Origin of the sequence: Pigmentiphaga humi (assembly GCF_900606115.1) — a bacterium.
In the GTDB taxonomy this organism is placed as follows: domain Bacteria; phylum Pseudomonadota; class Gammaproteobacteria; order Burkholderiales; family Burkholderiaceae_B; genus Pigmentiphaga; species Pigmentiphaga humi.
Genome location: NZ_UWPJ01000024.1, coordinates 61797 through 85304, shown reverse-complemented (window position 1 = coordinate 85304; position 23508 = coordinate 61797). Strand labels below are relative to the sequence as shown.

The window sequence follows — 23508 nt, the reverse complement described above, 5'->3', positions numbered from 1 at the left end:
ATGAAGCTGGTCAAGAACGCCGGGGGCGACGTCGCGCGCCGCCTGTACACCGCACTCGTCCTGCCGCTGAAGGACGACCTGAAGATCGACGAGCCTGGGCTGCGCGCGCTGGTTCGCCACTACGTGAACCACCGCTACGCCGAGGTGGGCGGATTGATCGCCAATCCCGAGGCCGGCGAAGTGTTCTACCTGACGCGCGAGGAGAAGCGGCGCGTCCTGGAAATCGTCATGGAAGAGGCCGGCGGCAAATTGCCGATCCTGGCCGGCACCTATGCCTGGACGACCGAGGAAACGCTGGATGTCGTCCGCGATGCCAAGGCCATGGGCGTAGACGGCATTTTCGTCGTGCCCCCGGCCGGCTCGATGGATATCAGCATCGCCTGGGACGCGACGCGCTACCCGGAGGTGTGGCTCGATCAGATCAAGGAGCAGGACCGCGTCGCCGATCTTCCCATCTTCACCCATCCTGTCACCAACGTGTCGCAGCCGTGGGGCATTGGCCTTCCGCTGGAGCCGACGCTGAAGATCTGCCGCGAGGTGCCCAACATCGTCGGCTGGAAGATGACCTACAACTATCCGGGCCACCGCATCCTGTCGCGCGCCATGCGCGAACGGCATCCGGACGTCGCCTTGCTGTGCTCGAGCGCGCACTATTTCCACGAATTCCTCTCGGTCGGAAACTTCGACGGCACCATCAGCGGATCATGGAACTATGCGCTCGAACCCATGCTCGATCACATCGAGGCCATGCGGAACAACGACCTGGTCGCGGCCCGCAAGGTCTGGGACGGCGGCATGGCGCGCCTGCACGAGTACGTCTACTCGGAGCCCGGCCGCCTGCACATCCGCTACAAGATCGCCACGTGGCTGCGCGGGCTGATCGCCTCGCCGCGCATGCGTCCGCCCATGCCCGCCCCGCGTCCGGAAGAGGTCCGCAAGCTCGATGAGCTGATGCGCGGCGCCGGCCTGCCGGTATCGCGCGACATCGCCGCTGCTTGAATGCGGGGAGAGCCCAATGAAGATTACGCAACTGGGGCACGCCCTCGTCGCGGTCCTGGGGTTCACCGTCGGCGCAGCGGCGGCGGCCCAGGGCTTTCCGACGAAGGCGGTGCGCCTCGTCATCCCGTTCCCGCCGGGCGGCTCGACCGACGTGGGCGCCCGCGTCGTCGCGGCGAAGATGTCGGAGGACTTGAAGCAGACCGTATTCGTCGAGAACCGCCCGGGCGCGGGCACGACGATCGGCGCGGCCTTCGTCGCATCGTCCGCACCCGACGGCCACACGCTGTATATGACCGGGCCGATTTCGCACGCCAGTTCGGCGGCGCTCTACAAGAACCTGTCCTACGACGCCTTGCGGAGCTTTGCCTCCATCGGGCTGGTCAATACCTCGCCGTTCGTTATCGCAGTCAATGCGAAGTCGCCGTTCAAGACGCTCAAAGACCTGATAGACAATGCGCGCGCGAACCCCGGTAAGCTGACCTACGGGTCGAGCGGCAACGGCGCGACCCCGCACCTGGCCACCGAGCTGATATCCAGAGCGGCCGGAGTCAGCTTCACGCACGTTCCGTACAAGGGGGCGGGCCCGGCCATCGTTGCGCTCATGGCTGGAGACGTCGATTTCACCATCGCGGACGTCGGCATCGTGCCGCAGTTGCGCGAAGGCCGGCTCAGGGCGCTTGCGCTGACCACCGCGAAAGAGGCGCGCCTGGTTCCGGGTGTGCCGTCGCTGGCGGAGGCGGGCGTGCCCGAACTGGCCGGCATCGACATCCCCAGCGCGCAGGCGATGCTGGCCCCGGCCGGCACGCCGCCGGAGGTCGTCGGTCGTCTGAACGCCGCGCTGAACGTGGCCCTGAACGATCCGGAGGTCAGGCAGAAGTTCGCGGCGCAGGGACTCGAGGCCGCCCCCGGGACACCCGATGTCCTGGAGGCGTTCCTGGCTTCGGAGGTGCAGCGTTACGGAAAGATCGTGCGGGATCTGGGGATACGCATCGATTGAAGTGCCGCAGCACGCGTGGAATCGCTGTGCCCGCGTGCTGCGGCCCTGTTTCAGTCCAGCTTTCTTGCAAACCCCCGCTGCACCGCGGGACGCGCCATCATGGCCTCGTACCAGCGCGCCACGTTGGGATAGTCGGCCAGGTCGACCTGGTGGCGTTCGTGCCGCCAGGCCCAGCCCAGGATCGCGAAGTCGGCGATGGACACCGCGCCTGCGACGTACTCGCCCGCGGCCAGGCGGCGGTCCAGCACGCCGTAGAGGCGGCGCGTTTCGGCGCTGAAGCGCTGCAGCCCATAGCGGCGGTCGGATTCGTCGGGCAGCGCCCTGAAGTGATGGACCTGGCCCGGCATGGGACCGAAGCCGCCCATCTGCCACATCAGCCATTCCATGACCAGGGTCTGGCCGCGTAGGTCGGCCGGCAGGAATTTTCCGGTCTTGCGCGCCAGGTAGAAAAGTATGGCTCCCGATTCGAAGACGCTGATCGGCCTGCCGTCGGGGCCGTCCGGGTCGACGATGGCGGGAATCTTGTTGTTGGGGCTGATCCGCAGGAAGGATTCCTCGAACTGCTGCTTGTTGCGGATGTCGACGGGCAGCACGTCGTAGGGCAATTCCATTTCTTCCAGGGCCACGCTTATCTTGCGGCCGTTGGGGGTATCCCATGTGTGGAGTTCGATGGTCATGTGAGCCGATGCATTGAGAATTCAGTCGATGGAACTTCTCTGCCGATTATCTTCCGTTCTGAGCTCCGGCGCCGGCAACTGGCGGCGGACGCGGTTGCGCAGCACGCCGATCCGGTCGATGTCGATTTCGACGACGTCGCCGTCCTCCAGGAAACGGCCTGTTTCCAGGCCGCAGCAGCCGCCGACCGTGCCGGACCCGATGACCTCGCCGCAATGCAGGGTTTCATGCTGCGAGATGTAGGCGATCATCTGTCCGACGCTGTGGATCATTCCCGCGGTGGTCGCGGCGGCGCGCCGCTCGCCGTTCACGCGCACCTGGATGGCCATGGCGCGGCAGTCCGGTATTTCGTCGCGGGTCACGATCCAGGGGCCCATGGCGTTGCCGGTGTCGAAGCTCTTGCCCTTGGTGGGGCCCATGCGTCCTTCCATTTCCTCGGCTTGTTTGTCGCGCGCGGAAAAGTCGTTGAAGACGGTGTAGCCGAAGATGTGCTCGTCGGCCCGGCCGGCGGGAATGTCGCGGCCGGGTTTGCCGATGATCGCGGCGAACTCCCCTTCATAGTCGAAATAGTCGGCGTAGGACGGCCACTCGATGTCCGCGTCCGGGCCCACCACGGTGAAGCGGTTGGAAATGTAGAAAACGATGTGCGCGAAGTTGACCGGGTGGGGGGTGAGGTCGACGCTCCCTGGAGCCGGTTCGGGCTGGCCGGCGATGCGAGCCTTCATTCGCGTCATGCCGAGGCGCGCGTTGCGCATGTGTTCTTCGAAGTTGTTGCAGTCCCGTATCTGCGGAGGCAGCGGGATAGGCGCCAGCAGCCGGACCGAGCCGAGCGGAGTGCGCTGGCCGATGCCGGCATGCGCCTCTGTTTCCCGGGCGGCTCGAAGGCCGGCCTCTCCCGCTTCGATCAGCGCCAGCATGGACGCAAACGCCGGGTGCTCGCCATGGTGTTCGCGCTGCCAAGCGGCCTGCAGGTCCAGTATCGACGCCGAGGCGGTGTCGACCGCGCCGATGCGGGGCGCGCCGTTGCCTGACGCGGGAAGATAGGTAGCGAGTTTCATCTGGCGTCTCTGCGATGGAGTGTGGCCGGCTATGGATGCTTGGCGCGGCTGCCGTTGCGAGCCGTGCGGGTGCGCTTCGCGGCGGCGGCCCGGGTCTTCCGTGAACGGAGGGATCGAAGGGTGGCGGTCACGTGCTCGGTCAGGATCTCTGCGATCTGCCGACGCTCGACGTCGCCGATATCGGTCCATTCCGTGCGGCGCAGCAGCGTCTGGCGCGCCACGCGCAGGCCCAGCATGGAGCTGAGTATCAGGTGATAGTGGATGACGAAACTCGGGTCGTCGGCCTTGCCGCCTGCATACGCTGCGACCAGCGCGGTACCTACGCGGTGGGGCCGTTCCAGCGCACCCCGGAACAGAATCTCGAACGCGTCCGTCGGATGCGTCTGTTCGCGCACGATCAGTTGCGTCAGCGCGACCAGTTCGTCGTTGCCCGAAAGCGTGCTCGACAGCATGCGCAGCAGATAGTCGAGGCAGCGGGCGGGCGAGTTTTTTCCGCCGGCCAGATAGGCTTCGATTTCATCGAGAAGCGGTCCGGTGCGGCGAGTGACGACCTCGACCGCATAAGTGGCGATGGCCCGATACAGCCCTTCCTTGTTGCCGAAGTAATAGGCGATGGCGGCGACGTTCTGGCCCGCGCGCTCGGCGATGCGCCGCGCCGAGGCGCCGTCGACGCCGCGTTCGCTGAATTCGGCAATGCCCGCCACAATGAGTGCGTGGCGCGCCTGTGCGCTGCGAGCGGGGGGGAACAGGGAGCTGCCTGGCAGCATTTCATAGGCCGGGGAGGACGAAGAGGCTGGCATCATTGTGGATTCTGGGCCGATGGAAACCGGATTATCGGACAGTGCCGCGTACTTCGTCTGCCGTGGGAAGCCTGCCCGTCTCCAGGTAGGTGGCGAAATGGGGCGCGAGCCCCGCCGGCATGGGAAAGGCTTCGGCCAGCGTATGTCCGCGTTCGATCAGCCCGCGGCAGAATTCCTCTTTGCGGGTCAGGGCGTCGCCCTTCTCGACGACGTCGGCTGCAAGCGAAGCAGGAATGACGATGACGCCGTCGCCGTCGGCGACGATCCAGTCGCCAGGCAAGACCAGCACGCCGCCGCACTGGATCGGAGCGTCCGCTTCCTGCGGCACCGACGGCGCGGCGTTCGGCGCCGGAGCGATGTTCGACGAGTAGGCCGACAAGCCGAGCGCCGCGATGGCATCGACGTCGCGCAATGCGCCATCGATCACGATGCCCGTCGCGCCGGCCGTTGCCGCGCGCGCCGCCACCATGTCGCCGAATGCCGACGATGCCGGATTGCAGGACGCATCGAATACGAGGACTTCGCCGGAGCGGACGTCATCGATCAGCCGCATGCGCAGATTGCCCGCAGGAGCCTTGAAGTCGCAGCGCGCCGGCACGAAGCGCAGAGTGCGCGCCTGGCCCACCAGCGGAGCCGCGCCGGCTGGGGTGCGCCGGACGATGCCACGCATCACCAGGCGATCCGAGCCGTGTTCCTTGAGTACGTCCGCGACCAGGCTGACCGAGTACTGCGCAAGGCGTTCACGGATGGACCGCGCATCGAGGCTCATTGCCTTTCCTTTGCGTTCGCGGCAATACGGATCAGGCGGCGGGAGGTCTGCGACGTGGCGAGCTCGCGCGCGGCGGCGAGAAAGCGCTGCGTATGCTCCGCCGGTATGTGCCTGTCTTTGAATGCCGCGGCGTCGTCGTAGATTTCATAGAGCACGATGCGGCAGGGATCCGAGGTGTCCTGCAGGACGTCGAACTGCCGGCATCCCGGTTCGTTCGATGCCGATAGCCGCGCGTTCTCGGCCACCAATTCGTTGAATCGGTCCAGATGTTCTTTCTTTACCTCGAATTCGACGATGAGTCCGAAATGCCCTGCGTCGTTTGCCATGGTGAGCAATATCCTTGAATAGGGATGGGGAACGCGCCGCTGCGGCTTGCGCGCCGTCAGGCGGCAACGATGAAATCCATTTCGACCAATGCGCCGCGCGCCAGCCGTTCGACGCCCACGCAGGTGAACGCGGGGCCGGGTCCGGGGCCGATGCAATTCGACCATGCGCCGGCCACGCGCGCATACAGGCGGTCGAAGTCGACGACGTAGCAGCGGGCGGCTACCAGCCGTTCCCGGGACAGGTCGGCATGCCGAAGCAGCCGGTCGAGATTCGAGAAAATGCGCTCGACCTGATCCTCGACGAACTCGGGGATCGGTGTGCGCGCATCGTGCGGGTCGGTGGCTCGCAAGCCCGACACGTGGGCCAGGCCGCCGGCGACGACCACGGCGCTCGCGCGCGGGGCCGGCCATTTGCCGTGGTCGACATCGGCGAGACAGATGTGCCGGATCGGCTCCGATGTCATGTTGCGGCCTCCTGGCCTGCCTGCGAAGCGGCTTCGCGCATACAGAACTCGTCGAGCGCGTTGCGTATTTTATCGGCGGCGCGGGCGTTCCGCTCGACCGAAGCGCGCATGTCGAGGTCGATGAAAACCTGCGCCGCGCGGGCGCCGAACTCCGCCACCGCCTTCTGGTCTGCCAGGGCATTCCCATGCGGCAGCCGGAGAACGGTCTCGTGGGCATAGGTGACTACCGGCCTGCCATGCTCCGGGAGCCTGGGCAGTTCGGGCGCCTGGCCGGCCTGGACCGCCTTGATGGCCGCCGCCAGCATGCGCCTGAACTGGACCACGCCGCGGTCCGCCGTGCCCAGGTGCTCGTTGCTGCGGTTCACGATGGGGCCCGGGCTGACCATCGCATCGTAGTCGCCCGGCTCGAGCTGCCGCTCATGGTAGGGCCGATCGGCGGTCTGGCCGATGAAGGGCAGCTTGTCGACCCCATAGTCCTCGAGCCGTTCGCTGCGCGCCCGGCTGTATGGATTGATATGCACGGCGCCGATATAGAGGGAATGGTAGTCGTCCAATGGCACGGCCCAGCGTGTCAGCGTGGGATGCCCGAGCACGGACTCTTCTCGGACGGGATTGGTGCCGGTGGGGAACTGGGCCACGTTGGGGAAGATGATTTCCCCGGCGCGCAGGAATACGAATTCCCCCACCTTGCGCGTTGCCATCGACAGGAAGCCCTGCGGCGTGCGCAGGAAGTCGAGCGCTGGCATGACCTTGAAGGCCGGAGCGAATTGCTGCCCGCTGACGATCGCATGCAGAAACGCGTTGTGGATGGGATCGCAAGCGTTCTCGGTGATCTGCAGCCAGTTGCAGGGAACGTTCATCTTGAACGGCGCCAGCTTGTCGTCTTCGAAGGCGAACGTGTCGTAGAGCGGGAACTCGGGCGTTTCCCCGGGCGGCCCCATGTAGGCAAACAGCAGGCCGTGCCGTTCGACCACCCGATAGGCGCCCTGACAGAAATCGTGCCTGATGCGGCTGGTCGAAGGTTCGGCGGGCGTTTCGAGGACGGTGCCGTCGATGTCGAAGTGCCAGCCGTGGTAACAGCACCGTATGCCTTGCTCGGCAATGATGCCGAATTCCAGGGAAACCCCGCGGTGTATGCAGTACCTGTGAAGAAGGCCGAGCCGTCCGGACCGGTCGCGGAAGACGACCAGGTCTTCGCCGAGAAGCCGGACCGGGACCGGCAGGTCGTCCAGTTCCGAGGCAAGCATGAACGGATGCCAGAAGCGCCGCATGTATTCGCCGCAGGGCGTGCCGGGGCCGACGGCCGTCAGAAACGTGTCGGCTCCTTCAGCGGGCCGATTGTGATAACCCGAGAAGGCGAGTTTGCGCGCCGCGCGGTCCGGCTTTCCTGAACTCGTCACGCTGCAGTCTCCTTTCCTGGTCTTCCGACTCATGTAGCGATGTTCGTTCCCGGCCATTATTGATCAGGCGAATAGGGAAGTAAATCAGTTGTTTAAAAAAATCATTCGAATGGTTGAAAGACTGATTGACGCGTTCAAAGGTTTGTCGGATATTGCGATTCGGGCTGGTCGACGAGGCCGCGACCTGGTGTGCTGGCCAGAGGGAAGAAGACACTAAAAAGGAGACATCATGTTCAGCCGTCGTGCTTTTCTTGCCGTCGGCGCCGCCTGTCCATTGGCGGCGCGCGCCCAGCAGTCCGATTACCCGGCCAAGGCGATCCGCCTGGTCGTTCCCTACAGCGCTGGCGGAATCGTCGATAACTTCGCTCGTCCGCTGGCGCAGCAGATGTCCGAGCAGCTCGGCCAGCAGGTCGTGATCGAAAACCGCGCGGGGGCTTCCGGCATGGTGGGCGCGTCGGTCGTCGCGGCCGCGCCGGCCGACGGCTATACCTTGCTGTGCACCACCAGTTCGCACTACCTGACGCCGCTGCTTACCAAGAGCCCCACCTACGATCCCGTCAAGGACTTCACGCCTATCGTATTGGCCGCGCGGGCGCCCGTGGTAGTCGTGGTGCACGTATCGCTCCCCGTCGGCAATCTGGCCGAGTTGGTCGCTCTTTCGAAAAAGACGCCGCAAGGGCTCGACTACGTCACGGCCGGCACCGGCACGCAGCAGCACCTGACCGGCGAAATGATCGCCCTGCGCACCCAGGCCAACCTGGTGCACGTTGCCTACAAAGGAGGAAGCCAGGCCTTGACCGATCTGGTAGGCGGCCGGATCAATGTGGGGATCCTGGGTTTGTCGACCGTGCTGCCTTTCATCCAGGCGGGCAAGCTGAAGGCGCTGGCGGTAACCGATTCGCACCGCAGCGCATCCTATCCCGATATTCCCACCTTCGGGGAGAGCGGCATCCAGGGGCTGGTCATGCCCGATACCTCGGTCGGCCTGCTGGGCCCGGCAGGGCTGCCGGCGCCAGTCGTGTCGCGGATCGACACCGAAGCCCGCAAAGCCATGGAAACACCCATGGTGCGCTCCGCGCTCAAGGCGGCCGGCTATGAAGCGACACCGGTTCCGGCTTCGGAGTTCGGTCCGCTTTCGGCAAAAATCTATGCCATGTACCAGCGCATGACGAAAGAGGCGAACTTGAAGATCGATTGATTGCCGCGTACCGGCGCCTTGCGGGGTTCGTCCCTGGGGGCGGCGCTACTGCGCTATTCGAGCGTCACGTTCGCCGTCTTGATGACCTTGGACCAGAGCTCGATGTTCTGACGCACGATAGCAGCCATATCCGCAGACGAACTGCCGACCACTTCCGCCTGCATGTCTTCGATCTGACGGCTTATTTCAGGTGAGCGCGCTGCTTGCTGGAAGGCCCGGCTCAGGCGTTCCGCGATGGCATCGGGCGTGCCTGGCGCCGCGGCGATACCCATCCAGGTGATCGATTCGAAGCCCGGGACGAGTTCTTGAATCGCGGGGACGTCCGGATACAGCTTGTTCCTGGTTGCAGAGCCTACGCCAAGGAGTTTCAAGCGGCCTGCCTTGATCATCGGCTGCGCCGCAAGCAGGTTGTCGAACGCGAAATCCAGCTGACCCCCGACCAGATCGGTCAATACCTGGCTGGATCCCTTGTAGGGGATATGGCTGTAGTCGAAGTTCGCCATGAGGCGAAGCATTTCGGCGGTGAGGTGTTGGCTGGTGCCCGTTCCCGGGGAGCCGGCCGTTGGCGGTGCCTTCGACGTCTTGGCGTACTCGATGAACCCCTTGAGGTCCAGCGCGTCGTGTTTGGCGCCGACCAGCAGCACGTTGGGGTAGCTGGCCATGATGCTGATCGGCACGAATTCCCGGGGAGAGAATTTGAGCTTGTAGAGCATGTCCGCCACGAAGAAGTGCGGCGGCACCACGAGCAGCGTTTTTCCGTCCGAGGGCGATTGGGCTACATAGTCGGCGCCTATATTGCCCGCCGCGCCAGGCTTGTTGAGAACGATGACCGGCTCGCCCAGGATGGCCTGGACCTTCGGGGCCAGCAGCCTGGGAAGCAAATCGGCGGTTCCGCCCGCCGGATATGGAACGACGATCGTCAGTGCGCGCGCGCCGGCGGCCGTCTGGGCTTGGGCCGCACCCCATACGGCTGCAACGGCAAAGACGGCGGTCGTGAGCATGCCTTTCTTGTTCATGAAATGTCTCCTCTCGTGTTTGTCGATCAGGACGGGATGCCCGATTTCTCTGCTGTCGTGAAGAAGCTGTCCGCATAGAACTGCGATTCGGGCAGGCCGCATCGCCGGGTGAAGTCGCGGCGCGCCGCGTCGACCATGATCGGCGCGCCGCACGCGTAGACGTCGAAGCCGGCCAGTTCCGGATGGTCCGCCATGACCGCCTCGTGTACGAGGCCCGTCCGGCCCGTCCATGAACAATCGGCAGCCGGTTCCGACAGGACCGGAACGAACTGGATGCGGGGGTGGAGGCCTGCCCAGTTCTCGGCGCGGTCGGCGGCGTAGAGGTCGGCCCTGCGCCGTCCCCCCCAATAGATTCGAATCGAGGGAAGATCGCCGCTGCCCTGCTCCTGGCGCTGCAGGAGCGACTGAATAATCGCCTGGATGGGAGCGAAACCCGTCCCGCTCGCCAGCATGATGATCGGGCGGTCGCTTTCGCGCAGATAGAAACTGCCGAACGGTCCTTCGAACCGGACCATGTCCTGGGCCTTCAGCGTCTCGAAGACCTGGGTAGTGAAGGACCCGTTCGGCACTCGCCGTATGTGCAGCTCGATCTCGCCCGTTCCCTGTGGTCCGGGCGCGTTGGCGACGGAGTAGCTGCGGCGCTGGCCGTCCCCGAGAAGGATCTCGATGAATTGTCCGGGAAGCAGCATCAGCTTCTTGTTCATCGGCAGCCGTAAGCGGGCGACGGCAACGTCCGGAGCCGGCCTGGAGAGCGAGGCGATCCGCGCGGGCAGGGTGACGGGGTCGAAAGAGCGCGGCGCTTCGGCCACCTCGATGATGCAATCCGACTGGGCGGTCGCCCGGCAGAGCAGCGCAACGCCCCGCTCCCGTTCCTCGGGCGAGAGATATTCTTCCGCGACGGGGCCCGGATCCACCTGGCCCGCCAGCACCCGGGCCCTGCACGTGCGGCATATTCCCGTCTTGCAGCTGTGGGGCAATGCAATGCCCTGCGAGAGGCCGGCGGCCAGAAGCGGCTGGCCGGGCTCGGCCTGGAAGCTGTGCCCGGATGGTTCGAGCGTAATGGTCAAACGCATGGCGCAGTCCGGTCAATCGCTCTTGGACGAGTCGAATACGTCGCCGAACTCGAACATGTCGGTGTGCTGGTAGCCCGCTTCGTAGTATTGAATCTCCCACCAGTTGTGATCGAGGTCCTGGATGTAGAACGAGTACACGCCGTGCTGGTCGACCGCGTCGGTGACCGAGCGGATGCCGAACGCCTCCTGCATCGCCAGGGCGGCCGCATGCGCGGCATCCACCTCTTCGCGTGTCGCCACATCGACGCCCCAGTGGTTCAGGTAGCCAACGGGGTTCAGTTCATTGCCCACTTCGACGGCGATGATGTGGAACTTGAAGCCACAGCGAACGGCAATGGTGCGGGGGCCGTGCTGGACGCACTCGAGCCCGAGGAATTTTTCGTAGAACCTGCGGGAGTTCTTCAAGCTGTAGGACTCCAGGGTTCCATGCGTGAGCGCATACGGCTTGACAATCGAGTTCTCGGTCTTGGGATCGGCGAATGCGTCCTCGACCATTTCACGAATCTTGCTCATAGTCCTTCCATAGAAGTCGGGTTACTTGATGGATACTCGCAACGCGCCCAGGCGCTCGATGCTTGCGATGAGCTCGTCGCCCGGTTGAAGGAAGCTGCCGCGCGCGTTGCCGACGCCGGCCGGCGTCCCCGTCAGCACGAGGTCGCCCGGGTGCAATGTCGTGTACATCGAGATATGCGCGATCTGCTCCGCCACCGAAAAGATCATCTGAGAGGTGTTGGAGTCCTGCATGGTCCGTCCATTGACCGCCAGCTTGATCGACAGCCGCTGCGGATCGTCCACCTCTTCGACGGGAACCATCCAGGGGCCCAGCGGGCAGGATCCTTCGAATCCTTTGTGGGCCAGCCAGTCGTAATGGAACGGGGATCCCTTCGCCATCTGCGGCCGGCGGGACAGGTCCCGCGCCGACAGATCGATGGAGATCGTGTAGCCGGCCACGCTTTCCAGCGCCTGCTCCGCGGTCACGTTCCTGGCGGTTGCGCCCATGACCACGGCCAGCTCGACTTCCCAGTCGAGCTTGGCGCAACCTGGTGGACGGGCTATGGATGCATCCGGTCCGACAACGCAGCTGCGCGAGGGACGGACGAAATGCCAGGGCTGCCCAAGCGCCGCGCGGGGGTCGGCGTCGACGGCGTCGCCGCTTGCGCGCGCCATCTCGATGATGTGGTCCGCATAGTTCGCGCCGGCGCAGTAGATCGTTCTTGGGTACAGCAAAGGCGCAGTCAGGCGCATCTGCGCCAGCGGCCGTCCGGGCGCGGCCTCGATCCCGTCTTTCATCCATGCGCGAATGCGGGCGCCGACAGCCGCCCAGTTCGCCAGGGCCTGGACCGCCGTCAGGGGGCCCGGGTCCGTATTGGATGCACGAAGAACGTCTGCCAGGGGATAGACGATGTCCTCGACGATGACGCCGGGGACGTCCGCCGATTCATCGACTGAGTAGCTGCATAGTTTGAACAGGTTTGGCATAGGCTGGCGGCGCGGCAATGGTTGGGCTTCAGCGGCGTGTGGCGCCGCCGGATTCAGGCGGAATGCGGTTCCGTCGCCCGCTTCGGCAGCGATGCGAACGCAGCCGGACTTCTTGCGGGCGAACGGTGACGGGGAGGGCGATCAGCGGCGCATCACCGGCAGGCTCAGGCGCGAGGGGTGCCCATGGTCGTGATGGATGGTGTCGGTACCCATTTGCCAAGGCGCGTAGGCATGATGGAACGGGGCGTCGGTCACGGGCGAGTCTCCGTTGGAAATCTCCAGGCGGATGCGGCTGCCCTTCTTGAACTGATGGGCCGTCGGCATGATCGCGATAACCAGTTTCTCGACCTTGCCCGGCGTGAGGGGCTGGGGATCGGTATGGAGATACCATGGGGCGTGCTCCAGAGAGCGCTCTTCGTCCATCGCCCGGTGCGATGCCCGCAACCATCCTTTGCTGACGATGCGTGAACGCGGCTGTGCGTCTTCTGCGCGTTCGGCTTCCGTTTGCGCGTATTGCTCGCTCAGTTTGACGATGAATTGGGTGTCGGTGTTCGATGAGCCGGCGTACAGTTCGAGCGTGATCGGACCCGTGACTTCGAGCGCGTCCGCGAGCGGTTCCGTCGTAAAGGTGAGGGCGTACCGGACGCGATCCGGACGCCCTTGGGAGTCGAACCCGACGGTTCCGCGCCGCCAGTTCGGGTTCGGATAGTCGAACGTGGTCGGCTGCACATCGTTGCCGGCAGGCGCTTCCCTCAGTGCCCCGTCGTTGAGCGAGGCGACGGAGCCGGTCGGGCCGGGTGCCAGGAAATATTCCTGGTAATGAATTCCATCCGGCGGCCAGTCCTGTGCCGTCCGGAACTGGTTGGCGCCCGGCACGAAGTAGGTCACGGGGGCATCGGCATCCGCGCCGTTATCGATTCCTTTGAGCCAGCGGTCGTAGAAGCGGCGCAGATACTTGTCGTGGAATGCTTCGCTCGAATAGTCAGCCACCGCGGCGGCGACGTCGGAAGATCCCAGCACCAGCAGTTTCCTGGCCGAGCGCGTGCGCTGGAAGCCCACGATATTGCCGTTCAGATGGAGGTCGACCTTGGACCATACTCCGATCGAGAAGACCGGCACCTCGATCTTGTCGATGTTCTCCGCCGCAGCCCGTTCCCGCCAGAAATCGTCGTACAGCCGATGGCGCCGCACTTCGCCCGTATAGTCCCAATCCAGCAGCCGCTCGGGACCCTCGGCCGGGTATTGGTTCACCGCGCGTGCGACGGAGTTGTACCAATGCAGGGGGTACTCCCCGAAAATGCCGCCGGTGTAGGCGGAGCTGCGATAGGTATCGATGTTGCCGTCGAAGGGGGCGATGCAGGCGAGCGAAGGCGGGTTCTGGATTCCCATGAACCATTGCATGCGCGCGTAGTAAGACTGGCCTATGCCCCCCACCTTGCCCGTGCACCAGTCCTGGCGGCCTATCCATTCGATGACGTCGTAGAGGTCCTGCTGTTCCTTCAGGCACATGTAGCGATATTCGCCGCCCGAGCGTCCTGTGCCGCGCACGTCCATGTGGACGAATGCATAGCCATGATCCAGGTAATAGTCGATCGGGCCTGTTTCGCGCCACAGGAAGATGGGCGCCGGCGCGACCGAGTTGTTGTCGAAACGATAGGGGGAGGCCGCCAGCAGCGCGGGTGCCGGCGCCGCGCCTGCGGGCAGGTAGACGGCCGCGGCGATCCGCACGCCATCGCGGACGGGGATCTCGACGGTCATCGTGGGGCGGAGTGTGGCCTCGCGTGGCCGGGATGAAGTCATGGCGATGTCCGATGTGGTTCGTTCGTCTGCGCTACTGGGCTTGCACGCCGGCAGCGGCAAAGGTCTCTTTTGCGCGTACCTGGTCGTCCTTGATGTAGGCGGCAAAGGCGGCGGGCGTGTAATCGATGTCTTCCAGTCCGTTGGGAACGAGAACGTCGTGGATGAAGGTGGGATCCTGGAGTACCCGGCGCACGCTCGCATGGACGCGATCGACGGGAAGGTCCGGGGTGGCGGCCGGCGCGAACAGGCCGAACCACGTCCGGAACGGGCGGCTGTGTTCGAAGCCGACGCCCGATTCGGCCATGGTGGGAACGTTCGGCAGCAGTGGCGCGCGCTTGGCGCTATCGACCGCCAGCGGGACGATCTTCCCGTCCTTGATGTAGCTGGTCAGGTTTGCCAGGCTGATGATTCCCACCGGGGTCGTGCCGGACAGGATGGACAGCGTGACCTCGCCTCCCCCGCGGTAGGGGATATAGGTCATGCTCGCTCCGGTCTCGCGCTTGAGCCGCTCCATGAAGGTGATGGACACCGAATAGGACGGAGCGGCGTAATTGAGCGTGCCGGGATTGCGCTTGGAGAACTCCACGAGCTCTTTTACGGTCTTCACGCCCAGAGAGGGATTGGTGCCCAGCACCAGTGTCGAAAAAAACACCGGCATGACGGGACGGAAGTCGGTATTGGGATCGTATTGAAGGTCTTTGAACAGCGCGGGATTCGAAACGATAGGGTCCGAGTAGAACGCGCACAGCGTGTAGCCGTCCGGGCGCGCCGTCTTGCAGGCGTTCGCCGCAATGACGCCATTGCCTCCCGTCCGGTTCTCGATGATGACCGGCTGGCCGAGCTGCTCCGACAGCGGCTTGCTGAGCGCCCGCAGGAACAGGTCTCCCTGGCCCCCGGCGCTTTGCGAAACAATGATCCGTAAGGGTCTGGAAGGCCACTCCTCGCTCGCGGGCGCGGCCGCTGCAAATGCCAGCGCCAACGCTCCAACGGTTGCCTGCGAACGTCGATTTTTCATGTTGTCTCCTCTTTTCGGTGCTTATGGCTGCACTCGCTGTGCTTCAATTATGCATAAAAATATTACTTTGTGCATAAAATAATGAGGACCATGGGGATTTCTCCCGCTTAGTGAGAGAAGGCCTTTCGAGTAAAACGCCGGGTCGGCCCATTGGCTCGAATCTGTTTTCTTTGCGAGTGATCGGTGCAAGAACCCTCAGATCGTGCATAAAATGCCGTTTTTTATGCATAATGAGTGGCGTGCTTCTCGGCTTGTACCGGCTGAGCGGGTGCGGCAAGTGTCTTACCTGGCATAAGACATCTCACTTCGAAGGACTTTGGCGGCGATGACTTCTCGACCCATTACCTATGCAAGCGCGCCTTCTGCCGAAGAGCAGAAGGAAAGGCCTCAGTCGGAAATGGCCTATGTGGCGCTGCGCAGGCGCATCCTGCTGGGACAGCTGCCGCCTGGAGAAAGGCTCAAGATCGAAGTGCTGCAGAAGGATTTTTCGCTGTCCAGCACGCCGCTGCGCGAGGCCCTTACTCGACTGACCGCGGAAGGCCTGGTCGTGTCGGTAGAAAACCGCGGCTTTCGCACCGCTCCGCTGAATGTGGCCGACCTGCGCGACATCACGCATTTGAGGGCCGTGCTGGAGGCGGACGCCCTGACGGATTCGATCGCCCGCGGGGATGCCGTGTGGGAGTCGTCCATCGTGGCGGCGCATCATCGCCTGGAGCAGCAGGAGCGGCGCATCGCCGAAGGCCAAGGCGGGCGCGACGAGGATTGGACGGTCTTGCACAAGGCGTTTCACATGGCTTTGCTGTCGGCGTGCTCGTATCCCCGCGTCATCGCCATGTGCGAGAACTTGTTCGATCAGAGCGAACGCTACAGGCGTTTTGCGGCGCGGGTCGAGACCGGGGCCCGCGATGTGCCCGGCGAGCACGCGGCAATGATGGAGGCGGCGCTGGCGCGGGATGTCGATCGTGCGCGCCATATGCTGATCGGACACTTGATGCGCACCGGCGATGGTGTCGCCAAGAAGCTGGATGCGCGCAACCCCGCTCCGCGGCGTGGGCGCGGAATGTTCGGAGCGCAATTGGCGCCGCAGGACATGGGGCAATGACGTGCCCGGGCCAGGAGGATCGTTGAATGCAGGCAGATCTTTTCGACGTGGGCGGCGTGCAGTTTCCGCGTCCGTTCAGGATTCGCAGGTTGGGCCACTTCGGCATCAACGTCCTTGATCCGGCCGCGGCGGTCGACTTCTATTGCCGGCTGCTCGGTTTCCGCATATCCGACCAGATCGATTTCGGCGCGCGCCTGCCGCAGGAAACGCGAGACCGGTACGGGCCGGGAAATGGCTACTTTTTGCGGCACGGCACCGAGCACCATTCCTTCGTGTTGTTCCCGCGCCGTGTCGTCGACGTGCTCAACCCGCACTACAGAAGTTGTCCCGACAACCCCACGAACCAGATTACCTGGCAAGTGGGCAGCCTCCGGGAGGTCGTGCAGGGGTTCGACTGGTTCAAGGCAACCGGCCGCAAGGTGCTGCGGGCAGGACGGGATGTGCCGGGGTCGAATTGGCATTTCTATCCTCCCGACCCGGATGGGCACGTGAACGAGCTGTTCTACGGAATCGAGCAGGTCGGCTGGAGCGGGCGTTCCAAGCCCGTGCAGGTGCACCAATTGCGCCATGATCGTCCTCCATCCCTGCCGCATCGTTCGGAATATGCGGAAATCAACGAAGCGTTGGCCGCCGGCATGCCGCTCGACGCCGGAGTCCGGGCTGAAGAGTGCGGGCCTGAGATACACGATGTGGACGGCGTGTTGCTGGCCCGGCCGTTCAAAGTCGTCCGCATCGGGCCCGTCCGGCTTTTCGTGAAGGACCTGGCCCAGGCAGTGGCTTTCTACCGCGACACGCTGGGGCTGCAGGTCACTGAAGAAGTGGTCTACGCCGGGCATCGCTGCGTGTTTTTGCGCGCGAACACCGAACATCACTCGATCGCGTTGTACCCCGCAGGCTTGCGCGCCGAGCTCGGCCTGGCGGACGGCTCTTCTCTGATGTCGTTCGGATTGCAGCTCGGCAGCTATGCGCAGCTCAAGCGGTCATTGGAATTCCTGGCTGCCGAAGGAGTCGCCATACGATCCTTGCCGGGCGAGCTATTCCCCGGGATCGACTATCAGGCTTTTGCGGTCGATCCCGACGGTCATCTGATCCAGCTGTATTACCGGATGGACCAGATCGGCTGGGACGGCCGGCCACGGCCGCGCGGTGGTGCCGCGCCTGAACCCGCTCGCTGGCCCGAGGTCGTGCCGGCATCGAGCGACGTCTATCAGGGCGAAGTTTTTTTGGGTCCGTTGAACTGAGTCTGCCGATAGATGCCTGCCGCCGGCAGGGGGGGCGCTGCATTTTTTACTCTGCCTGCCGGATTGGGGAATTTATTGCAAGGCGCCCGCGGCAAGGGTCGGGCCGCTTCCCGATTGCCCCGTTCCCCGCATCGATGCTGGCTGAACCGGGCCCCTGCCGAGCCCGGGCACGCTCCATGCTGAGTGAAACCCGTCCAGAAGGACTTTCACTTCGACAAGGAGATCGACATGATGAAGAACGTCGCGCAAGCCCTGGGTGGTATCGTTTTTTGCCTCGGTGCCGCCATACAGCCGGTACACGCCCAGAGCGGACAGGCGATGTCCTCGGACCAGGTCAAGGAGCGCTATGAAGCGGCCAAGCAGCGCTGCGATACCTTGAGCGGCAACCAGAAGGATGTCTGCATGAAGCAGGCCGAAGCCGACCGTACGGCGGCGAGGGCCGATAGCAAGGCGGAAAAGAAGACCGCCGAAGCGCAGCGCGATGCGCAGAAGGACAAGCGCGATGCGGACTACAAGGTGGCCAAGGAGAAGTGCGACGCCTTGAAGGGCGATGCCCAGGACAAGTGCGAGACCGACGCCAAGGCGCGTTTCGGCAAGTAAAGTCTCTGGGAGGGGCATAGAAGGCGGCGTGGCCATCGGCTACGCCGCTTTTAATTTGCGCCATAGCGTCGTGCGGCCTATGCCCAGACGGCGGGCGGCTTCCTGGTGGTTGCCGCCGCATTCCTGGAGCACGCGCCGGATGTGCGCGAGTTCGTCGCGGTTGCGCTGGTCGGGCAGGCTGCGCGAGGGCGCGCCGCGGACGAGGCGCGGGGCGGCGGGCAGCAGGGCCTGGATCTGCCTGGCCGGGACGCGCCGGCCTTCGGCCAGGCAGGCCATGGTCAGGCGTTCGACGGCGTTTTCCAGTTCGCGCACATTGCCCGGCCAGGCGCAGCGCCTGAACAGCGGAAGGGCGGTGTCGAGCATCGCGGCGACCGCATCGTCGTCCAGCCCCGCGCGGCGCAGCGCGGCCGGCAGCAGGCGCAGCGCCAGGGCTTCGGCGTCCTGCGGGCGTTCGCGCAGCGGCGGGACGTCCACGCTCAGGATGTTGAGGCGATAGTAGAGGTCTTCGCGCAGCGTGCCTTCGCGGACCATGGCGGCCAGGTCGCGGTGGGTGGCGGCGACGATGCGCACGTCTACCGGCAGCGTGTCGACGCTGCCGACCCGCGTGATTTCTTTTTCCTGCAGGGCGCGCAGCAGGCGCGTTTGCAGCGGCAGCGGCATTTCGCCGATTTCATCGAGGAACAGCGTGCCTTCGTGGGCGGATTCGAACAGTCCGGCCTTGCCGTGGCGCCGCGCGCCGGTGAAGGCGCCTTCGTCGTAGCCGAACAATTCGCTTTCCAGCAGCGATTCGCTGAAGGCGCCGCAGTTGATGGCGATGAAGGGGTGCCGCCGGCGCCGGCTCGCATTGTGTATGCCTTGCGCCAGCAATTCCTTGCCGGTGCCGCTTTCGCCGTGTATCAGCACCGCGGCGTCGCTGTGTTCGGCGAACACGCGGCATTGCGCGATGACGCTGCGCATGGAGGAGGACGCGGCGACGATGTCGTCCAGGCGGTACTTGGCGGTGCGCGAGCGCCGGTGCGAGTGCGCCCGCAGCTTGCCGACGGCCAGTTCCAGCTGATTGGAGCCGTGCAGGGTGAAGATGGCGCCGGTCTGGACGTCGCCGTCCACCAGCGCCGCGCGGTCCACGACCAGCGATTTGCCGCCGATCTCCTGCACCGTGCCGCGCTCGCTGGTGCCGCGCGCGATCGTGTCGCCGGGCGCGAGCTCGGGGACGAGGTCGCGCAGCGGCAGGCCCAGGCCGTCGCGCAGGGCGCGGCCGGTGAGCTTTTCCGCGGCCGGGTTGGCGGTGGTGACGCGCCCTTGCATGTCCACCGCGACCACGCCGTCGTTCAGGTGCTGCAGGACCGCGTCGAGCTGCGTCCTGCGGGATTTCTCGTGGCGCTGGGCAGCGGCGATGTCGATGGCGTCGTCGAAGGCGGTGCGCACGGAGTCGTGGGAGTAGATGAGCACCCCGGTGAGGCCAACTTCGTCGGCCAGGTCGGCGACCAGGCCGGGGCCGACGATCACGTCCATGCCGGCGCGCGCGAGTTCGTGCACGCAGTGGCGCGCGTCCTCGGCGGTCTGGTAGGCGCGCAGTTCCAGCGGCAGCGAGAACAGCGCGGCGAACTGCCGCAGCACCGGCGGGATGGCGCGGTGCAAGACCATCGCGACCCGGCCGGAAAGCTGCCTGGCCTTGCAGATGGCGGAGATCAGGTCGAAGCCGCCGACCTTGACCAGCGCCACGGGCAGCGACAGGTTCTGCCGCAGGTAGGCGCCGTGGGCGCCGGTGGCGACGATGACGTCGCAGGCGCGCCGTTCGCTGCGGCGCGCGATCTCGGCCAGGGCCTCTTCGTATTCCTGCTTGATGACCTCGACGTGGGCGCGCTGCGCCACCTCGGGCCCGACCGCGCGGAAGACTTCGGTCAGGCGATGGGCGCTGACCGCCCAGATCAGCGGCCTGTGATCGGCCGAGTGGGCGTACATTGTTTCACCTTTTCGATTATGGAACATGAAACGTGGAACAATCCTAGCATGGAATCGAAAAAATCCCGCTGAATCAGGGGCTTGGCACGCATCGGCCAAGTTGGCATGGCGATTGCTGTGTATGCGGGCAGGAGATTGATGCGATGCCCCAAGACACTTATCGAGCCGTATATATGCGCGGCGGCACCAGCCGCGCCATCATTTTCAAATCCGACGCGCTGCCGCCCACGCCCGCGGAGCGCGACCGCGTGTTCCTGGCCGCGCTGGGCAGTCCCGATATCGGCCGCCGCCAACTGGATGGCCTGGGAGGCGGGATTTCCTCGCTTTCCAAGATCGCGATCGTCGGCCCGCCGTCGCGCCCGGATGCGGACGTGGACTACACCTTCGGACAGGTGGCCATCGATGCGCCGCTGGTCCAGTACAAGGGCAATTGCGGCAATATTTCGTCCGCCATCGGCCCGTTCGCGGTCGATGAGGGAATGGTGGCGGTATCGGGCGAACGCGCCGGCATCCGCATCCACAACACCAATACCGGCAAGATCCTGGTCGCGGATTTCGCGCTGTGCGAGGGCATGGCGGCGGTCGACGGCGATTTCGCGCTGCAGGGCGTGGCCGGCTACGGCGCGCCGATACGGCTGTCCTTCGTCGATCCGGGCGGCGCCGCGACCGGCAGGATGTTCCCCACCGGCGCGCCCAAGGACCGCGTGGCGATTCCCGGCCTGGGAACCGTCGAGATGTCGTGCGTGGACGTATCCAATCCGGTCGTGTTCGCGCGCGCCGCGGATTTCGGCCTGGCCGGCACCGAGTCGGTGGCGCAGCTGGAGGCGCGTCCGGGCCTGGCGGAGCAATGCGAGGAGCTGCGCATCGCCGCGGCCGTGGCGATGGGCCTGGCCACCGAGGAAGAGGCCCGCACCCGGCTGCGCAACCTGCCGCTGGTCGGCCTGCTGGCGGCCCCGGCCGAGTCGGTCCTGCCCGACGGCTCGGTGCTGTACGAGGACCAGGTGGACATCCTGGCGCGCATGGTGTCGGCCGGCCAGTTCCACCGCGCCACGCCGTTGACCGGAGCGATGTGCCTGGCCGCCAGCGTGAAGCTGCCGGGCACGCTGGCCTTCGAACTGGCGCGTGCGGGCAATGCCGAGCGCGACGTGCGCATCGGCCATCCGTCCGGCCTCATACCCATAGGCGCGCAAGTGGATGCCGGCGAGCCTCCGCACGTGGCGCGCACCAGCGTGATCCGCACCGCCAGGCGGCTGATGCGCGGCGAGGTCTACGTGCCGCGCCGCTGACACGCCGCCCAGAATCATTATTTTTCAAGGAGACCTTATGTTTTCCCGTTCTGCCCGCTTTGTTCCGCCCCTTCTGCCCACGCTGGCCGCCAGCGCTGCTGGGAGCCGCCCTGGCCGCTCCCGCCGCGGCGGCGTATCCGGAAAAACCGATCAAGCTGATCGTTCCTTTCGCCCCCGGCGGCGGCAACGACGCCATCGCGCGCACCATCGGCCGCCGCATCGGCGAGGCGCTGGGCCAGCCCGTCGTGATCGAGAACCGCGCCGGCGCGGGCGGCCGTCTGGGAGTGGACGCGGGCGTGAACGCCGAGCCCGACGGCTACACGCTGACGCTGATCTCCAACAGCTATGCGGTCAACCCCAGCCTCTATACGATCAAGTTCGATCCGATCAAGGACATCACGCCCATCGGCATGATCGCGCAAGGGCCGCTGCTGATCGCGGTTCCCGCTTCGCTGCCGGTGAAGAACCTGAGCGAACTGATCGCGCTGGCCAAGTCGCGCAAGGGCGACATGACCTATGCCTCGTCGGGCCAGGGCGGCATCTCGCATCTGGCCACCGAGCTCTTCCTGAAGGACGCGGGCATCGAGATGACGCACGTGCCGTACCGCGGCACCGCGCCCGCGCTGACGGACACCGTGGCGGGCCAGACCAACGTGTTCTTCAGCACGGCCGGCGCCGCGTTTCCGTACATGAAGAACGGCCGCCTCAAGGTGCTGGCCCAGACCCTGCCCAAGCGGCTGGTGGCCGAGCCCTCCATCCCCACGGTGAACGAGGCGGGCCTGCCCGGCTACGAGGTGGTGATCTGGTACGGCCTGGTGGCGCCCAAGGGCCTGCCCCCCGCGATCCAGCAGCGCCTGAACAAGGAAATGAACGCCGCGCTGGCGCAGCCCGAACTGATCGAGCAGCTCAAGAACAATGGCGAAGAGCCTACGCCGGGCAAGCCGGAACAGCTGGCCTCGCAGATCGCGAAAGAACTCGCCGTCTGGAAACGCGTCGTGGCCGAAGCCGGCATCCGCGCGGAATGAGAGGCAGGCTTTCCCACAGGAGCAGGTATGCAAATCAAGATTCCCAGCGTGATGATGCGCGGCGGCACGTCGCGCGGTCCCTTTTTCCTGGCGTCGGATCTGCCGGAGGATCCCGCCGCGCGCGACCAGGTGCTGCTCGCAGCCATGGGTTCGCCCCATGACTACCAGGTGGATGGCATAGGCGGTGCGACGCCTTTCACCAGCAAAGTGGCGATCATCAGCCCGTCGAAGCGGCCCGGGATCGACGTCGATTACCTGTTTGCGCAGGTGCTGGTGAAGGAGCGGATGGTCGATACGAAGCCCAACTGCGGCAACATCCTGGGCGCGGTCGGCCCGTTCGCGATCGAGGCCGGACTGGTGGCGCCGAGCGCCGGCGAGACCGTGGTACGCATTTTCAATGTCAATACCTCGGCCCAGGTGGAAGCCATCGTCCAGACCCCGGACGGGCAGGTGACTTACGAAGGCGATGCCGCCATCGACGGCGTGCCGGGCACGGCGGCGCCCGTCAAGCTCAACTTCCAGAGCGCGATCGGATCGGTCACCGGCAAGCTGCTGCCGACCGGGCGCCCGCTGGACGTCATCGACGGCATCGAGGTCAGCTGCGTGGACGTCGCCATGCCCATGGTGCTGTTCTCCGCCACGCAACTGGGCAAGACCGGACACGAGAGCGCCGAGGAGCTGGATGCGGACACCGCATTGATCGCGCGCATGGAAGCGATCCGGCGCAAGGCGGGCGAACTGATGGGGCTGGGCGACGTGTCGGGCTCGGTGGTGCCCAAGATCGGCCTGCTGGCCGAACCGCGACACGGCGGCACCATCTCGTCGCGCTATTTCGTGCCGTATTCCTGCCACCGCGCCCATGCCGTGACCGGCGCGCTGTGCGTGGCCTCGGCATGCGCCGTGCCGGGCACCATCGCCGCGCGGCTGTCCGGCCTCTCCGCCGCCCCGCCGCAAGGCGTCGTGAGCATCGAGCACCCGTCGGGCACCATCGCTATCGACCTGGACGTCGACCTGGCGGGAGCCAACCCCGCCATCCGCCGCGCCGCCCTCATCCGCACCGCCCGCCGCCTGTTCGAAGGCAACGTCCTCGTCCCCCAGGCCGCCTGGCCCGGCCACAGGCCCTGAGGGCCCACAGCAGGAAACGCCCGTTCCCTGCATTGTTTTAGACCCAGGGCACAGCGGATCCGGCTTTGCCGGTCCGCCAGTGCCGCCCCTTGAGGGGA

23 protein-coding genes are annotated in these 23508 nt (G+C 65.4%); 9 read left to right on the top strand and 14 right to left on the bottom strand.

Annotation, left to right across the window (positions count from 1 at the left end; translation table 11 throughout):
- Positions 1-999 carry a dihydrodipicolinate synthase family protein gene (locus PIGHUM_RS15730; RefSeq protein WP_124080519.1) on the top strand — a complete coding sequence of 333 codons (999 nt, stop codon included), beginning with the start codon at positions 1-3 and terminating at the stop codon, positions 997-999.
- 16 nt (positions 1000-1015) lie between these two features.
- The gene (locus tag PIGHUM_RS15725; RefSeq protein WP_124080518.1) at positions 1016-1996 is read left to right on the top strand and encodes a Bug family tripartite tricarboxylate transporter substrate binding protein; all 981 of its coding nucleotides are present in this window, start codon (positions 1016-1018) and stop codon (positions 1994-1996) included.
- A gap of 50 nt (positions 1997-2046) precedes the next feature.
- Here the strand turns inward: PIGHUM_RS15725 and PIGHUM_RS15720 are convergent, their stop codons facing one another.
- From PIGHUM_RS15720 to PIGHUM_RS15690, 7 genes are read right to left on the bottom strand one after another with little or no spacing between them, the layout of a single operon-like run.
- Positions 2047-2673, bottom strand: coding sequence for a glutathione S-transferase family protein (locus tag PIGHUM_RS15720; RefSeq protein WP_124080517.1), 627 nt, complete (start codon positions 2671-2673; stop codon positions 2047-2049).
- 21 nt (positions 2674-2694) lie between these two features.
- A complete protein-coding gene (locus tag PIGHUM_RS15715; protein ID WP_124080516.1) occupies positions 2695-3729 on the bottom strand; it encodes a fumarylacetoacetate hydrolase family protein in 1035 nt (344 codons plus the stop codon).
- A gap of 29 nt (positions 3730-3758) precedes the next feature.
- Positions 3759-4532, bottom strand: a complete 774-nt coding sequence (locus PIGHUM_RS15710; RefSeq protein WP_124080515.1) for a CerR family C-terminal domain-containing protein — start codon at positions 4530-4532, stop codon at positions 3759-3761.
- 28 nt (positions 4533-4560) lie between these two features.
- On the bottom strand, positions 4561-5298 hold the full coding sequence (locus tag PIGHUM_RS15705) for an RraA family protein (RefSeq protein ID WP_124080514.1): 738 nt from the start codon (positions 5296-5298) through the stop codon (positions 4561-4563).
- Positions 5295-5624 carry a putative quinol monooxygenase gene (locus PIGHUM_RS15700; RefSeq protein WP_160142305.1) on the bottom strand — a complete coding sequence of 110 codons (330 nt, stop codon included), beginning with the start codon at positions 5622-5624 and terminating at the stop codon, positions 5295-5297. The genes PIGHUM_RS15705 and PIGHUM_RS15700 overlap by 4 nt, the downstream gene beginning before the upstream one ends.
- Positions 5625-5680: 56 nt before the next feature.
- Positions 5681-6088, bottom strand: coding sequence for a RidA family protein (locus tag PIGHUM_RS15695; protein WP_124080512.1), 408 nt, complete (start codon positions 6086-6088; stop codon positions 5681-5683).
- Positions 6085-7488, bottom strand: coding sequence for an aromatic ring-hydroxylating dioxygenase subunit alpha (locus PIGHUM_RS15690; RefSeq protein ID WP_160142304.1), 1404 nt, complete (start codon positions 7486-7488; stop codon positions 6085-6087). The genes PIGHUM_RS15695 and PIGHUM_RS15690 overlap by 4 nt, the downstream gene beginning before the upstream one ends.
- Positions 7489-7717: 229 nt before the next feature.
- Between PIGHUM_RS15690 and PIGHUM_RS15685 the strand changes: the two genes are divergently transcribed.
- Positions 7718-8686, top strand: coding sequence for a Bug family tripartite tricarboxylate transporter substrate binding protein (locus PIGHUM_RS15685; RefSeq protein ID WP_124080510.1), 969 nt, complete (start codon positions 7718-7720; stop codon positions 8684-8686).
- 53 nt (positions 8687-8739) lie between these two features.
- On the opposite strand, the gene PIGHUM_RS15680 is transcribed toward PIGHUM_RS15685, so the two are convergent.
- The 6 genes from PIGHUM_RS15680 to PIGHUM_RS15655 form a co-directional block, all read right to left on the bottom strand.
- Positions 8740-9702 carry a tripartite tricarboxylate transporter substrate binding protein gene (locus PIGHUM_RS15680; RefSeq protein ID WP_160142303.1) on the bottom strand — a complete coding sequence of 321 codons (963 nt, stop codon included), beginning with the start codon at positions 9700-9702 and terminating at the stop codon, positions 8740-8742.
- A 26-nt stretch (positions 9703-9728) separates the two neighbouring features.
- Positions 9729-10775, bottom strand: coding sequence for a CDP-6-deoxy-delta-3,4-glucoseen reductase (locus PIGHUM_RS15675; protein WP_124080508.1), 1047 nt, complete (start codon positions 10773-10775; stop codon positions 9729-9731).
- Positions 10776-10787: 12 nt separating this feature from the next.
- A complete protein-coding gene (locus PIGHUM_RS15670) occupies positions 10788-11288 on the bottom strand; it encodes a VOC family protein (RefSeq protein ID WP_124080507.1) in 501 nt (166 codons plus the stop codon).
- A gap of 21 nt (positions 11289-11309) precedes the next feature.
- On the bottom strand, positions 11310-12254 hold the full coding sequence (locus PIGHUM_RS15665) for a fumarylacetoacetate hydrolase family protein (RefSeq protein WP_124080506.1): 945 nt from the start codon (positions 12252-12254) through the stop codon (positions 11310-11312).
- A 141-nt stretch (positions 12255-12395) separates the two neighbouring features.
- Positions 12396-14054 carry a CocE/NonD family hydrolase gene (locus tag PIGHUM_RS15660; RefSeq protein ID WP_124080505.1) on the bottom strand — a complete coding sequence of 553 codons (1659 nt, stop codon included), beginning with the start codon at positions 14052-14054 and terminating at the stop codon, positions 12396-12398.
- A gap of 31 nt (positions 14055-14085) precedes the next feature.
- Positions 14086-15069 (bottom strand): Bug family tripartite tricarboxylate transporter substrate binding protein, encoded by a 984-nt coding sequence (locus PIGHUM_RS15655; RefSeq protein ID WP_124080504.1) that lies wholly within the window; start codon positions 15067-15069, stop codon positions 14086-14088.
- 325 nt (positions 15070-15394) lie between these two features.
- On the opposite strand from PIGHUM_RS15655, the gene PIGHUM_RS15650 reads away from it, so the two are divergent.
- The 3 genes from PIGHUM_RS15650 (at position 15395) to PIGHUM_RS15640 (ending at position 18012) form a co-directional block, all read left to right on the top strand.
- A complete protein-coding gene (locus PIGHUM_RS15650; protein ID WP_124080503.1) occupies positions 15395-16171 on the top strand; it encodes a GntR family transcriptional regulator in 777 nt (258 codons plus the stop codon).
- A gap of 26 nt (positions 16172-16197) precedes the next feature.
- On the top strand, positions 16198-17412 hold the full coding sequence (locus tag PIGHUM_RS15645) for a VOC family protein (RefSeq protein ID WP_124080502.1): 1215 nt from the start codon (positions 16198-16200) through the stop codon (positions 17410-17412).
- A 228-nt stretch (positions 17413-17640) separates the two neighbouring features.
- Positions 17641-18012, top strand: coding sequence for an SPFH domain-containing protein (locus PIGHUM_RS15640; RefSeq protein ID WP_246013230.1), 372 nt, complete (start codon positions 17641-17643; stop codon positions 18010-18012).
- Between the two features lie 39 nt (positions 18013-18051).
- On the opposite strand, the gene prpR is transcribed toward PIGHUM_RS15640, so the two are convergent.
- Complete coding sequence (prpR, locus tag PIGHUM_RS15635) at positions 18052-19974, bottom strand: propionate catabolism operon regulatory protein PrpR (RefSeq protein ID WP_124080501.1); 1923 nt, start codon at positions 19972-19974, stop codon at positions 18052-18054.
- Between the two features lie 143 nt (positions 19975-20117).
- Between prpR and PIGHUM_RS15630 the strand changes: the two genes are divergently transcribed.
- The 3 genes from PIGHUM_RS15630 to PIGHUM_RS15620 are packed head-to-tail and all read left to right on the top strand — an operon-like array spanning position 20118 to position 23410.
- The gene (locus PIGHUM_RS15630; RefSeq protein ID WP_124080500.1) at positions 20118-21260 is read left to right on the top strand and encodes a 2-methylaconitate cis-trans isomerase PrpF family protein; all 1143 of its coding nucleotides are present in this window, start codon (positions 20118-20120) and stop codon (positions 21258-21260) included.
- Positions 21261-21319: 59 nt separating this feature from the next.
- Positions 21320-22285 carry a tripartite tricarboxylate transporter substrate binding protein gene (locus PIGHUM_RS15625; protein ID WP_124080499.1) on the top strand — a complete coding sequence of 322 codons (966 nt, stop codon included), beginning with the start codon at positions 21320-21322 and terminating at the stop codon, positions 22283-22285.
- Between the two features lie 27 nt (positions 22286-22312).
- The gene (locus PIGHUM_RS15620) at positions 22313-23410 is read left to right on the top strand and encodes a 4-oxalomesaconate tautomerase (RefSeq protein ID WP_124080498.1); all 1098 of its coding nucleotides are present in this window, start codon (positions 22313-22315) and stop codon (positions 23408-23410) included.
- The last annotated feature ends 98 nt before the right edge of the window (positions 23411-23508 follow it).